This is a genomic window from Microbacterium sp. p3-SID336, assembly GCF_025143365.1.
Classification (GTDB): Bacteria; Actinomycetota; Actinomycetes; order Actinomycetales; family Microbacteriaceae; genus Microbacterium.
Genome location: NZ_JALXPE010000003.1, coordinates 1 through 12,931, shown reverse-complemented (window position 1 = coordinate 12,931; position 12,931 = coordinate 1). Strand labels below are relative to the sequence as shown.

The 12,931-nt window shown below is 72.2% G+C and carries 11 protein-coding genes; 6 read left to right on the top strand and 5 right to left on the bottom strand.

Annotation, left to right across the window (positions count from 1 at the left end; translation table 11 throughout):
- Genes kdpB through M3C17_RS01350 form a run of 4 tightly spaced genes read left to right on the top strand, consistent with a single transcriptional unit; the run spans position 1 to position 5,982 of the window.
- Positions 1 to 2,136 (top strand): potassium-transporting ATPase subunit KdpB, encoded by a 2,136-nt coding sequence (gene kdpB / locus M3C17_RS01365; protein WP_259975846.1) that lies wholly within the window; start codon positions 1 to 3, stop codon positions 2,134 to 2,136.
- A 23-nt stretch (positions 2,137 to 2,159) separates the two neighbouring features.
- On the top strand, positions 2,160 to 2,765 hold the full coding sequence (kdpC, locus tag M3C17_RS01360) for a potassium-transporting ATPase subunit KdpC (protein ID WP_259975845.1): 606 nt from the start codon (positions 2,160 to 2,162) through the stop codon (positions 2,763 to 2,765).
- Positions 2,762 to 5,314, top strand: coding sequence for an ATP-binding protein (locus M3C17_RS01355; protein WP_259975844.1), 2,553 nt, complete (start codon positions 2,762 to 2,764; stop codon positions 5,312 to 5,314). The genes kdpC and M3C17_RS01355 overlap by 4 nt, the downstream gene beginning before the upstream one ends.
- Positions 5,311 to 5,982 (top strand): response regulator, encoded by a 672-nt coding sequence (locus M3C17_RS01350; RefSeq protein WP_259975843.1) that lies wholly within the window; start codon positions 5,311 to 5,313, stop codon positions 5,980 to 5,982. The genes M3C17_RS01355 and M3C17_RS01350 overlap by 4 nt, the downstream gene beginning before the upstream one ends.
- Here the strand turns inward: M3C17_RS01350 and M3C17_RS01345 are convergent.
- Positions 5,964 to 6,755, bottom strand: coding sequence for a tryptophan-rich sensory protein (locus tag M3C17_RS01345; protein ID WP_259975842.1), 792 nt, complete (start codon positions 6,753 to 6,755; stop codon positions 5,964 to 5,966). The genes M3C17_RS01350 and M3C17_RS01345 overlap by 19 nt on opposite strands.
- A 153-nt stretch (positions 6,756 to 6,908) precedes the next feature.
- Here M3C17_RS01345 and M3C17_RS01340 point away from each other — a divergent pair, with 153 nt between their 5' ends.
- The gene (locus tag M3C17_RS01340) at positions 6,909 to 8,153 is read left to right on the top strand and encodes a glycosyltransferase family 4 protein (protein ID WP_259975841.1); all 1,245 of its coding nucleotides are present in this window, start codon (positions 6,909 to 6,911) and stop codon (positions 8,151 to 8,153) included.
- A gap of 97 nt (positions 8,154 to 8,250) precedes the next feature.
- Positions 8,251 to 9,093, top strand: a complete 843-nt coding sequence (locus tag M3C17_RS01335; RefSeq protein WP_259975840.1) for an alpha/beta fold hydrolase — start codon at positions 8,251 to 8,253, stop codon at positions 9,091 to 9,093.
- A gap of 72 nt (positions 9,094 to 9,165) precedes the next feature.
- Here M3C17_RS01335 and M3C17_RS01330 read toward each other — a convergent pair whose 3' ends face one another.
- The 4 genes from M3C17_RS01330 to M3C17_RS01315 form a co-directional block, all read right to left on the bottom strand.
- Positions 9,166 to 10,122, bottom strand: a complete 957-nt coding sequence (locus M3C17_RS01330; protein ID WP_259975839.1) for a siderophore-interacting protein — start codon at positions 10,120 to 10,122, stop codon at positions 9,166 to 9,168.
- Positions 10,112 to 10,912 carry an ABC transporter ATP-binding protein gene (locus M3C17_RS01325; RefSeq protein WP_259975838.1) on the bottom strand — a complete coding sequence of 267 codons (801 nt, stop codon included), beginning with the start codon at positions 10,910 to 10,912 and terminating at the stop codon, positions 10,112 to 10,114. The genes M3C17_RS01330 and M3C17_RS01325 overlap by 11 nt, the downstream gene beginning before the upstream one ends.
- Entirely contained in the window at positions 10,909 to 11,991 is a 1,083-nt protein-coding gene (locus M3C17_RS01320) for an iron ABC transporter permease (RefSeq protein WP_259975837.1), read from the bottom strand. The genes M3C17_RS01325 and M3C17_RS01320 overlap by 4 nt, the downstream gene beginning before the upstream one ends.
- The coding region (locus M3C17_RS01315; RefSeq protein ID WP_396819466.1) for a FecCD family ABC transporter permease at positions 11,988 to 12,931 on the bottom strand (944 nt) is incomplete at its 5' end. The genes M3C17_RS01315 and M3C17_RS01320, both read right to left, overlap by 4 nt.

Here is a 12,931-nt window from a genome sequence, read left to right as displayed (position 1 = left end):
ATGACCCTCACCACCGCACCCGCCGCGTCGCAGGACGCCCCCGCGGCGACAGCCGCCGCGCCGCGCTCCTTCGGGCGGACGCAGCTCGTCGCCGCGCTGCCCGGCGCCCTCCGCAAGCTCGATCCCACGGCCCTCGTGCGCAACCCCGTGATGCTGCTGGTCTGGGTCGGCGCCGCGTTCACGACCGTCCTCGCGATCGCCGAGCCGTTCCTCGGCGGACCCGCCCCCTCCGGGGGAACCGCCGTGCCCGCCGCGTTCACCTGGGGCATCGCGGTGTGGCTGTGGCTCACCGTGCTGTTCGCGAACGTGGCGGAGTCCGTGGCCGAGGGCCGAGGCAAAGCCCAGGCGGCGAGCCTCCGCAAGACCCGCACCAGCACCATGGCCCGTCGCGTTGTCCGCTACGACGCCGCGAGCGATGCCGCCGCCGCGCACGCCGAGGTCGCCGAGGTGTCGTCGGCCGAACTCCAGCGCGACGACGTCGTGATCGTCGTCGCAGGCGAGCTGATCCCGGGAGACGGCGACATCGTCGCGGGCATCGCCACGGTCGACGAGTCGGCCATCACGGGCGAGAGCGCTCCGGTGATCCGCGAGTCGGGCGGCGATCGCAGTGCGGTGACCGGCGGCACGCGGGTGCTGTCCGACCGGATCGTCGTGCGGATCACCTCGAAGCCGGGGGAGACGTTCGTCGACCGGATGATCGCCCTCGTGGAGGGCGCCAGCCGTCAGCGCACACCGAACGAGATCGCGCTGAACATCCTGCTCGCGAGCCTCTCCATCGTGTTCGTGGTGGTGGTGCTGGCGCTCAACCCGATCGCGTCGTACGCCGCGTCCCCGGTGAGCATCCCGGTGCTGATCGCGCTGCTCGTCTGCCTCATCCCGACCACGATCGGGGCGCTGCTCTCGGCGATCGGCATCGCGGGGATGGACCGGCTCGTGCAGCGCAACGTGCTGGCGATGTCCGGGCGGGCGGTGGAAGCCGCGGGCGACGTCACCACGCTGCTGCTCGACAAGACCGGCACCATCACGCACGGCAACCGTCGGGCGCACGAGGTGCTTCCCCTCAACGGCACCACGGCGGAGGAGCTGCTGCGGGTCGCGGCGCTCTCCTCCCTGGCCGACCCCACCCCGGAGGGCGCCTCCATCGTGGAGCTCGCCGTCGCCCGCGGCCTCCGCGTGGAGACCCCCGCCGACGCCGTGGTGGTGCCGTTCACCGCGCAGACCCGGATGAGCGGGCTCGACCTCGCCGACGGCACCGAGATCCGCAAGGGCGCCGGCTCCGCGGTGCGCGCCTGGCTCGGGCTCGACGAGGACGCTGCCCTCACCGCACTCGCGGACGGGGTCGCCACCAGCGGCGGCACGCCCCTCGTCGTGGCGGTCCGCGCGCCGGGCGACCGCGGTCGTGTGCTCGGCGTCGTGCATCTGAAGGACATCGTGAAGGACGGTCTGCGCGAGCGCTTCGACGAGCTGCGCAGCATGGGCATACGCACGGTCATGATCACGGGCGACAACCCGCTCACCGCGAAGGCCATCGCCGCCGAGGCCGGAGTGGACGACTTCCTCGCCGAGGCCACCCCGGAGGACAAGCTCGAGCTGATCAGGAAGGAGCAGCAGGGCGGACGGCTCGTCGCGATGACGGGCGACGGGACGAACGACGCGCCCGCGCTCGCCCAGGCCGACGTCGGTGTCGCCATGAACACGGGCACGTCGGCGGCAAAGGAGGCCGGCAACATGGTCGACCTCGACTCCGACCCGACCAAGCTCATCGACATCGTCCGCATCGGCAAGCAGCTGCTGATCACGCGTGGTGCGCTCACCACGTTCTCGCTCGCGAACGACATCGCGAAGTACTTCGCGATCATCCCGGCGATGTTCATGGGCGTGTTCCCGGGGCTCGCGGCTCTGAACATCATGCAGCTGCACTCCCCCGCCTCCGCCGTCACCAGCGCGATCATCTTCAACGCGATCGTGATCGTGTTCCTCATCCCGCTCGCGCTGCGCGGCGTGACCTACCGTCCGGCGAGCGCCTCGCAGATCCTGCAGCGCAACCTCCTGATCTACGGCCTCGGCGGCGTGATCGCCCCGTTCCTCGGCATCAAGCTCATCGACCTCGTCGTGAGCCTCATCCCCGGCTTCTGACCCTCCGCACGAAAGGCACGCCCATGTCCTCCACCACCCGCACCACGATGCGCACCGCCGGGGTCGCCGTCCGCGCGATGCTCGTGCTCACCCTCGTGCTCGGCATCGGCTACACCTTCCTGGTCACCGGGGTCGGTCAGCTCCTCCTCCCCGCGCAGGCGAACGGCTCGATGCTGCCGGGCGACCGCGGCAGCGCGCTGATCGGTCAGCCGTTCACCGATGCGGAGGGCGAGGCGCTGCCGGAGTACTTCCAGCCGCGGCCCTCCGCCGCCGGGGACGGCTACGACGGCAGCGCCTCCGGAGGCAGCAACCTCGGCCCGGAGAACCCCGCCCTCGTCGACCTGATCGCCACGCGCAAGGCGGAGGTCGCCGCGCGCGAGGGCGTGGATCCGGACGAGGTCCCCGCCGACGCGGTGACCGCCTCCGCCTCGGGTCTCGACCCGCACATCAGCGTCGCCTACGCGCTGCTTCAGGTCCCGCGGGTGGCTGCCGCGCGCGACCTCCCCGAGGCCGAGGTGCGCGCGCTCGTAGAGTCTAGGATTCAAGGGCGGGATCTGGGGTTCCTCGGTGAGGAGCGCATCAACGTCGCGGAGCTCAACCTCGCACTCGACGACCGGGAGGGTGCATGAGTGCAGAGCGGACGCACCGCCCGGCGGAGCCGACGCGTCGCGGGCGGCTCCGCGTGCTGCTGGGCGCCGCGCCCGGTGTGGGCAAGACGTTCGAGATGCTCGCCGAGGGCCGCAGGCTCCGCGACGAGGGCCGCGATGTGGTGATCGCCATCGTCGAGACCCACGGCCGCGCGGCCACGGCAGCCCTCACGGCCGGGCTGCCCGAGGTCCCCCGGCGGGTGGAGGTGCACCGCGGCGTCGAGCTGACCGAGCTCGACCTGGACGCGGTGCTCGCACGGAAGCCCGAGATCGCCCTCGTCGACGAGCTGGCGCACACGAACAGTCCCGGATCGAGGAACCCGAAGCGCTGGCAGGACGTGTCCGCACTGCTCGACGCCGGCATCGACGTGATCACGACCGTCAACGTGCAGCACATCGAATCCCTCAACGCCGTGGTGGAGAAGATCACGGGCATCGCGCAGCAGGAGACGATCCCCGACGCGGTGGTGCGCGCCGCCGACGAGATCGAGGTCGTCGACCTCGCGCCGCAGTCCCTCCGCGACCGGCTGTCCGCGGGGCTCGTGTACCCCGCCGAGCGCATCGACGCCGCCCTCTCGAACTACTTCCGCCTCGGCAACCTCACGGCGCTCCGCGAGCTCGCGCTCCTCTGGCTCGCCGACGAGGTCGACAGCGCGCTGCGCAGCTACCGCGCCGAGCAGGGCATCGAGGGCGCCTGGCAGGCGCGCGAGCGGGTGGTGGTCGCGCTCACGGGCGGCCCCGAGGGTGAGACCCTGCTGCGCCGCGGCGCCAGGATCGCGGCGCGCTCCGCGGGCGGCGAGCTGCTCGCCGTGCACGTGACCGCACAGGACGGCCTGCGCGGCGAGGCCCCTGGCGCCCTGGCCGCACAGCGCTCGCTCGTGGAGTCCCTCGGCGGGACGTACCACCAGGTGGTCGGCGACGACATCCCCGGCACCCTGGTGGAGTTCGCGCAGGGCGTCGACGCGACACAGCTCGTGATCGGCGTCAGCCGCCGCGGTCGCCTCGCCGCCGCTCTGACCGGACCGGGCATCGGCGCGGAGGTCATCCGCCGCTCCGGCGACATCGACGTGCACATCGTGACCCACGCCGCGGCGGGCGGGCGGCTCACGCTCCCGCGGGTCACGGGCGGCGCACTGGGCTGGCGGCGGCAGGCTCTGGGCTTCGGGGTCGCCCTGGTGTTCGGCCCGCTGCTGTCCTGGCTGATGTTCACGTTCCGCAGCCCCGAGTCCATCACCGCGGAGGTGCTGGCGTATCAGCTGCTCGTTGTGGTCGTTGCCCTGATCGGCGGCATCCGTCCCGCCGTGTTCGCGGCCGTGCTCTCCGGCGTCACCCTCGACTTCCTGTTCGTCGCGCCGCTGTTCACCATCACGATCGCGCACCCGCTGCACGTGCTCGCGCTCACGCTCTACGTGATCATCGCGATCCTGGTGAGCCTGATCGTGGACCAGGCCGCCCGCCGCGCCAGGACGGCCCAGCGTGCCACTGCCGAGGCGGAGCTGCTGGCGGCGGTCGCCGGGAACGTGCTGCGCGGGGACAACGCGGTGCTCGCCCTCGTCAGCCGCACGAGGGAGGCGTTCGGGCTGAGCGGCGTGCGGCTGCTGACGCCCGAGGGTGCCGTGCTCGCGAGCGACGGAGAGCCGGTGCCGGACGGCCGAGCGACGACCATCCCGGTGGGCAGCGCGGGCGGCGGTCCCCGCGCGGTGCTGGAGCTGAACGGCGAACCGCTGGCTGGGCCGGAGCGGCGGCTGCTGGACGCCATCGTCGCGCAGCTCGCCGCGGCGATCGAGCACACGGATCTGCGGGCGACCGCGCGCGAGGCGGAGGCCCTGGCCGAGACCGACCAGGTGCGCAGCGCCCTGCTCTCGGCCGTGAGCCACGACCTGCGCCGGCCCCTCGCCTCGGCCGTGGCGGCGATCGGCGGGCTGCGCGGCTCGCACGCGCTCTCCCCCGCAGACCGCGAGGAGCTGCTGGCCACCGCCGACGAGAGCCTGGCGACGCTGTCCACCCTGGTCACCGACCTGCTGGACGTGAGCCGCGTGGAGGCGGGGGTGCTGGCGGTGTCGTCCTCGCGCATCGACGCCGCCGGTCCCGTGCTGGCGGCGGTGGACGAGCTCGGTCTCGGCCCGGCCGAGGTGGACCTCGCGCTCGACCCCGAGCTGCCGCCGCTGCACGCCGACCCGGTGCTGCTGCAGCGGGTGCTCGTGAACGTGCTGGCCAATGCGCACCGGCACTCCCCGGAGGGCACGAAGGTGCTGCTGTCGACGAGCCGACTCGGCGACCGCGCGGAGATCCGCATCGTCGACCGGGGCGCCGGTGTCGCGCCGGAGCGCCGCGACCGCATCTTCCAGCCGTTCCAGCGTTTCGGGGACACCGACAACACGACCGGCCTGGGGCTCGGGCTCGCCCTGTCGCGCGGGTTCACCGAGGGCATGGGCGGTACCCTGACACCCGAGGACACCCCCGGCGGTGGACTCACCATGGTCATCTCCCTGCCGCTCGCAGGGTCTTCCGACACGGAGGGGACGGAGTGAAGCTCCTCATCGCCGACGACGACCCGCAGATGGTGCGGGCGCTGCGGATCACCCTGGCCGCGCACGGCTATGAGGTGGTCGTCGCCGCGGACGGGGCGGCCGCGATCGCCGCCGCCGCGCAGGCCCACCCGGACCTCATCATGCTCGACCTCGGCATGCCGCGCCTCGACGGCATCGAGGTCATCCAGGCGCTCCGCGGCTGGACGAGCGTCCCGATCATCGTGGTGTCGGGGCGCACCGGCTCGGCCGACAAGGTGGAGGCTCTCGACGCGGGAGCCGACGACTTCGTCACGAAGCCGTTCCAGGTCGACGAGCTGCTCGCCCGTCTCCGCGCGCTGGCTCGGCGTGCCGTGAGCGCGAACGGCGAGTCGGTCGTCGCGTTCGGTGAGGTGGTGGTCGATCTCGCCACCAAGACCGTGACGCGAGCGGGCGCACGCGTGCACCTCACGCCCACCGAGTGGCGCATGCTGGAGCACCTGGCGCGGCACCCCGGTGCGCTCGTGACCCGGCAGGATCTGCTGAAGGAGATCTGGGGCAGCGCGCAGGTGTCGGACTCCGGCTACCTGCGGCTGTACATGTCACAGCTGCGCAAGAAGCTGGAGGACGAGCCCTCGTCTCCGGTGCACCTGCTCACCGAAGCGGGCATGGGCTATCGGCTCGTGCTCTGACGGCGGCGCAGCACCGCCACGACGGCGACCGCGACGAGCACCACGGCCACGACGATCGCGGCGATCGCGGTGGGTGTGCTCTCCGGCTCCCCGGTGAGGCGGCCGACCGCGAGCCAGCTGAGGCCCCAGGCGGTGGCGAGGGCCGGAGCGATCCGCCCCGTGACCCAGGCGCTCGCGGCGCCGATCACGAGGACCACGGCGAGCACCGCGACAGCCCAGGCGTCCGCCTGCGCGGCCCAGTCCTCGGGCGCGAGCTGGGTGAGCCAGGCGGCCGTGTTCGCGACCGTGGCGATCGTGACCCAGCCGAAGTGCAGGCCGTTGGCGCCGTCGGTGAGCGCGCGGTCGATCGCGTTGCGGGCGGGGAAGCGGCCGAGCACCACGATGATGCGGGCGAGCACGGCGAGCAGCAGCGCGATCACGAGCACGGTGAGCCACAGCGTCAGGTACCGCGCGGTCACCAGCCAGAGGCCGTTGAGCACCATCGACAGCGCGATCCACCCGCCGACGGCCTGCTGCCGCTCGTCCTGCCGCTGCGGCGGGAGGGCCTGCCAGACCGTGTAGGCCAGCAGGCCGAGATAGATCAGGGACCAGATGGAGAACGCGGGTCCTGCGGGCGCCAGGTAGGAGCCCTGGGCGGAGAGCGCCCCGCCCTGCAGTTCGTCCACCGAGTCGCCGCCGAATGCTCCGGCGCCGATGGCCGCGGCGACGAGCATGAAGACGGCGGCGGCGATGACCAGGCTCTGACGGGCGATGCCCTTCGTCGAACTCTCCATGACGGCACGATACGTCGCATCGACGAGCGCGACAGTGCCCTTGACAGGACGCCGGGAGATCACTAACCAGGTGAAACAAATCGACGCTGCCTGTCATCAGTCGTCAGGTAATATGTTACGTTTGACAGCACTGTGGCCGAGCGAAGGAGTGGCATGGTGAGGATCGCACTCGTCTGCGACTACGCGCTCGATCGAATCGGCGATGCGCAGGCGGTGGTCCTCCGGGAGGCCGAACTCCTGCGCGCGGCGGGCGATGAGGTCGTGATGATCGGCGCCGAGCATGCCGGAAGCGGCCCCCGCCCCGACCTGCCCGGCGAACAGCCCCTCCTCATCGCAGCGACCTGGCGCATCCCCGGAGTGGACATGCCGGCGGTGCGCAACAGCCGCGCCCTGCGCGCACGCCTCCGCGCCCTGTTCGTCGCGCGCGACATTGAGGTGGTGCACGTGCATTCGGAGTTCGGGCTGACCGCCGCGGCCGTACAGGTCGCGCAGGGGCTGAGCATCCCGGTCGTCCACACGGTGCACACGTTCTTCTGGCAGGGGCCGGATCTGCGCGGGCTCGATCCGCTCGCCGGCGCCGCCGTCCGGGGTCTCGCTCGCCTGCTGCGCGGACGGGCCCCGAGGGCGGAACCGCCGACCGCGACGCGAGCGGTGGCTGCAGCCGTGCACGGCGTCACGCTGGACGCCGCGATGGAGGCCGATGCCGTGATCTCCCCCTCGGCGCACCAGGCCGAGGCGCTGCGGATCGCCGGGCTGGCGGCGGTCGAGGTCGTGCCCAACCCGATGCCGCCCATGGTGATGCCCGGCGTACCGCTGCAGGCCATCGACGGCCCCCTGCGCATCCTCTGGGTGGGGCGCCTCACGCCCGAGTCCCGCGTGCTGGAGTTCCTGCGGGCGGTGGTGCGCGCGGGCGAGGATCTCCCGCCGGGGTCGCTCTCGGTCACGATCGTCGGCGACGGTCCGCTGCTCACGGAGGCGCGCGAGGTCGCGAAGACGGCGTCCACCGGCACCGGGAGCGCGATCCGGTTCCTCGGTCGGGTCGAGCCGGAGGGCGTCCAGACCCTCCTGCGCGACTCGCACCTGCTGGCCGTGACGTCGTTCGGGATCGACCCGCAGCCCATCGTGGTGACCGAGGCGTTCCGCGCCGCGCGCAGCGTGCTGTACGTCGATCCGCGGCTGCGCGAGGGACTGGCGGAGGCCGGGATCCTGTGCGGCTCGCCCGACGTGAAGGGCATGGCGGCGATGCTGCGCGAGCTCGCCCATCACCCTGGAATCGTGGTGGAGCGATCCGCGCGGACCGTCAGGGCAGCTCACCCGTTCCATCCGGAGCAGCACCTGCAGGGCATGCGCGACGCCTGGGACGCGGCGGCGCGTCGCGCGGCAGACGAGCCCTCGTGACGGCTCGCCGGTTCACGGCGTCCCGCGGCTGCGAGTCCCTAGGGTGGACCCATCGAGCGAGAACGACCGTTCTCACCGGAGCCGAAAGGACAGCACCATGGGCTACATCACCGTCGGGAACGAGAACAGCACCCCCGTCGAGCTCTACTACGAGGACCAGGGGGCCGGGCAGCCGGTCGTGCTGATCCACGGCTACCCCCTCAACGGCCACAGCTGGGAGCGTCAGACCCGCGAGCTGCTCGCCCAGGGGTACCGCGTCATCACCTACGACCGCCGCGGCTTCGGCCAGTCCTCGAAGGTCGGCACCGGCTATGACTACGACACCTTCGCCGCCGACCTGAACACGGTGCTCGAAACGCTCGACCTCCGCGACGTCGTGCTCGTCGGCTTCTCCATGGGCACGGGCGAGCTCGCCCGCTACGTCGGCCGCTACGGGCACGAGCGCATCGCGAAGCTCGCCTTCCTCGCCTCGCTCGAGCCCTTCCTGGTGCAGCGCGACGGCAACCCGGAGGGCGTCCCGCAGGACGTGTTCGACGGCATCGAGGCCGCAGCCAAGGGGGACCGCTACGCGTGGTTCACCGAGTTCTACAAGAACTTCTACAACCTCGACGAGAACCTCGGCACGCGCATCAGCCAGCAGGTCGTCGACGCCAACTGGAACCTCTCCGTCACCAGTGCCCCCGTCGCCGCGTACGCCGTGGTGCCGACGTGGATCGAGGACTTCCGCGGCGACGTCGAGGCCGTGCGCGCCGCCGGCAAGCCCACGCTGATCCTGCACGGCACGAAGGACAACATCCTCCCGATCGACGCCACCGCGCGGCGCTTCCGCCAGGCGGTGCCGGAGGCGGAGTACGTCGAGGTCGAAGGCGCCCCGCACGGGCTGCTGTGGACCCACGCGGACGAGGTCAATGCCGCGCTGAAGGACTTCCTCGCGAAGTGACCTTCCGCCCATCGCACGCGAACGCCCCCGGATCACATCGGGGGCGTTCGCGTGCGGACGGCTCGCGTGACCTCAGCCGCGCATGGCGACGCCGCGACGCCAGTAGCCCATGAACGCCACCTGGGAGCGGTCGACGCCGAGGTCCTTCACCAGGTGCCGGCGCAGCGTGGTGACCACGCCGCTCTCCCCCGCGATCCAGAAGTAGCGCCCTGCAGGATCGTCGTCGCGCGCGATCTCCTCGCCCAGCCCCGAGTACTCCGGCGTCTCCCACAGCAAGTCGTCGCCCTCGATGTCCGTCACCGCGATGTCGTCCGTGGCATCGGCATCCCCCAGGTGCTCGAGGACGGCAGGGATCAGGCGCAGGCCGTGCGGCTCTCCGGCGTCACGCGGCAGCCAGTGCACGTCCACACCGGAGGGCGCGTCGATGGCGAGCACGTCCGCCGGCGTCGGCACCTCGATGAACGCCACACCCCGCAGGCCGCGCGGCGCGTCCTCCAGGATGCGGGCGATCGCCGGGGCGGCCGTCTCGTCCCCCGCGAGCACGACCGAGGTGGCGGCTCCGGGTGCGTACTCCGCCCCGCCGTGCGCCACGACGCCGCGCCGGGGTCCGACCAGCCACAGCTCCTGCCCGACGGCGGCCGCACTCGCCCAGCGCGACGCCGGCCCGGTGAGTCCGGGCTCCAGGTGCAGCACGAAGTCGACGTCCACCTCGGTCGCGCCGTCGGCGGCCACCCGCAGCTCGCGGACCGAGTACGTGCGCATCGACCCGCGCTCCTCCTCCGGCACGGCCAGGTACGAACCCCACCAGTCGTACGTCGAGCGGTCGATCTCGGCGAGCACGCCGGACGCGGGCGGGAACACCAGCTTGATCCGGCTGTCGTACACCTCTCCCGGCGTGCCCAGCTCGTCCAGCTCCGCGCCGCCGAGCGTCACCCGCACGAACGAGGGGGACACGCGGTCCACGCCGCGCACCTCGGCACGGGTCAGGATGTAGGTCGGCCGCTCCGTCGTCGTGGCCTCAGCGGACATGATGCCTCCCGATGGGTGTGACCATCGGCTTGCCGGAGACCGGGTCGATGGTGATCTGATTGGGGAGGCCGAAGACCTCCTGCACGAGTTCCGCGGTGACGACGTCCTGCGGCGCGCCGATCGCGTGCACGCGGCCGTTCTTCATGGCCACCAGCTCGTCGGCGTACCGCGCGGCGAGGTTGAGGTCGTGCAGCACCATCACGATGGTGGTGCCGCGGGCGACGCTCAGGTCGGTGAGCAGGTCGAGCACCTCGACCTGATGGGCGACGTCGAGGAACGTCGTCGGCTCGTCCAGGAGCAGGATGTCGGTCTCCTGCGCCAGGGCCATCGCGATCCATACCCGCTGGCGCTGGCCGCCGGACAGCTCGTCCACGCTGCGGTCGGCGAGCTCGGTGATGCCGGTGGCGTCGAGCGCATCCGCGACCACCTCGTAGTCGTGCGCGCTCCACCGCGACAGCGCCCGCTGATGGGGATGACGACCGCGTCCGACCAGGTCGGCGACGGCGATGCCCTCCGGGGCGATCGGCGACTGCGGCAGCAGCCCGAGGATGCGGGCGACCTCCTTCGTCGGACGCTGCTGCACGGACTTCCCGTCGAGCACGACCTGCCCCTCCACGGGAGAGAGCAGCCGGGCCAGCGAGCGGAGCAGCGTCGACTTGCCGCAGCCGTTGGCCCCCACGATCGTCGTGATCCGACCGGGAGCGATCTGCAGGTCGAGCCCCTCGATCACGGTGCGGTCGCCGTAGGACAGCGTCACGCGTTCGGCGGACAGGCTGTGGGCGGCGGTCATAGCGAACCTCCGGAGCGGTTGGTGCGGATGAGCAGGTAGATCAGGTACGGCGCGCCGACGACCCCCGTGACGACGCCGACCGGGTAGCGGGTGCCGAGCGCGAACTGCGCGATCAGGTCGCCGCCCAGCACCAGCACCGCGCCGACCAGCCCGCTGGGCAGCAGCAGGCTCGCCCCGGGGCCCGTCAGGCGGGCGGCGATGGGGCCGGCCATGAACGCGACGAACGCGATGGGTCCCGTGGCGGCGGTCGCGAACGCCAGCAGCGTGACCGCGCCGAGGATGAGGAGCACCCGCGTGGCGCCGACCCGCACGCCCAGACCCGATGCGGAGTCGTCGCCGAGCTGCAGGGCGCCCAGCGCACGGCCCTGGGACAGCATCAGCGGCATGACGACGGCCGCGGCGATCGCCATCGGCAGCACCCGCTCCCAGGACGCGTTGTTGAGGCTGCCGGTGAGCCACTGCATCGCCGTCTGGATGTCCCAGTTCGCGGCGCGCGAGAGCAGGTAGGAGATGACGCTCTGCAGCATCGCCGCGACGCCGATCCCGATCAGGATCAGCCGGGTGCCGGCGAAGCCGCCCTTGATCGACAGCAGGTAGATGGCCAGCGCCGTCACCAGCGCCCCGGCGAGCGCGAGCAGCGAGACCAGCGGCCCGTTCAGCGAGAGCACGATGATGCCGAACACGGCGGCAGCGCCCGCGCCGTGCGAGATGCCGATGATGTCGGGCGACGCGAGCGGATTGCGGAGCATGGTCTGGAAGCACACCCCGGCCATGCCGAAGCCGAGGCCGGTCAGGATCGCCAGCACCGCGCGCGGCAGGCGGAGGTCGCCCACCGTGAAGGACGCCCCCGGCACGGTTTCGCCCAGGATCACGCGGATGACCTCGTCGAGCGGGTAGAACGTGTTACCGACCATGAGCGCGACGGCGAACAGCACCAGCACCACGACGCCCAGCGCGACGGTCGCGACGGCGTGCCTCCGATGTCGGGCCCGCCGCCCGGCGACCACCCTGGCGACGCGCGCAGTGGCCGGCTCCTCGGCCCGCGGGAGCGTGTGCTCGGTGTGCTCGGTCGTGCTCACAGCTCCCGCACCTTCTGACGGCGGACGATCCAGATGAAGAACGGGGCGCCGATGATCGCGGTGATGATGCCGACCTGGACCTCCTGCGACGACGGCGCGATCACGCGGCCCACGATGTCGCTCGCGGTCAGGAGCGCCGCACCGGCGACGGCCGAGAACGGCAGCAGCCAGCGGTGATCGGTGCCCACCAGCAGGCGGCACATGTGCGGGACGATCAGCCCGACGAAGCCGATGGGACCCGCGATCGCGGTCGCGGCGCCCGCCAGGATGACCGAGCCCAGCGCCGACACCATCCGGGTGCGCAGCACGTGCTCGCCGAGCCCGGTCGCCATGTCGTCGCCGAGCGCGAGCGAGTTCATCCCCCGCGCGCTCAGGAAGCAGATCAGCGCCCCCACTCCGAGCACCGGAGCGGTGAGCGCGATGCGCGGCCACTCCGCCCCGCCGACACCGCCGACTTGCCAGGACTGGAAGGTCTGCAGCAGATCGACCCGCGGCAGCATGACCGCGCTGATCAGCGAGGCGAACGCGGCCGAGGTGGCGGCACCGGCGAGCGCGAGCTTGAGCGGTGTGGCCCCGCCACGGCCGAGCGAGCCCACCGTGTAGACGAAGACCGCGGCCGCCGCGGCTCCCGTGATCGCGAACGCCAGCTGCCCGTACGGGTTGCTCAGCCCGAAGAACGCGATGCCGATCACCACGGCGAACGACGCGCCGTTGGCGATGCCGAGGATGCCGGGGTCGCCGATCGGGTTGCGGGTCACGGCCTGCATGGTCGCCCCGGCCAGGGCCAGAGCCGCACCCACCAGGAGAGCCAGCACTGTGCGCGGGATGCGCTTGACGACGGCCGCCTGGGCGATCGTGTCACTGTGCCCGGAGAGGGCGGCGAGGATGTCGTCGACCGAGACCGCGCGCACGCCGAACGACACCGACAGCACGGAGAGCA

Bases quoted from the DNA above. Each gene is read 5' to 3' on its own strand.
- kdpB (WP_259975846.1), top strand. From the start codon at position 1: ATGACCCTCACCACCGCACCCGCCGCGTCGCAGGACGCCCCCGCGGCG.
- kdpC (WP_259975845.1), top strand. From the start codon at position 2,160: ATGTCCTCCACCACCCGCACCACGATGCGCACCGCCGGGGTCGCCGTC.
- M3C17_RS01355 (WP_259975844.1), top strand. From the start codon at position 2,762: ATGAGTGCAGAGCGGACGCACCGCCCGGCGGAGCCGACGCGTCGCGGG.
- M3C17_RS01345 (WP_259975842.1), bottom strand. From the start codon at position 6,755: ATGGAGAGTTCGACGAAGGGCATCGCCCGTCAGAGCCTGGTCATCGCC.
- M3C17_RS01340 (WP_259975841.1), top strand. From the start codon at position 6,909: ATGGTGAGGATCGCACTCGTCTGCGACTACGCGCTCGATCGAATCGGC.
- M3C17_RS01335 (WP_259975840.1), top strand. From the start codon at position 8,251: ATGGGCTACATCACCGTCGGGAACGAGAACAGCACCCCCGTCGAGCTC.
- M3C17_RS01330 (WP_259975839.1), bottom strand. From the start codon at position 10,122: ATGTCCGCTGAGGCCACGACGACGGAGCGGCCGACCTACATCCTGACC.
- M3C17_RS01325 (WP_259975838.1), bottom strand. From the start codon at position 10,912: ATGACCGCCGCCCACAGCCTGTCCGCCGAACGCGTGACGCTGTCCTAC.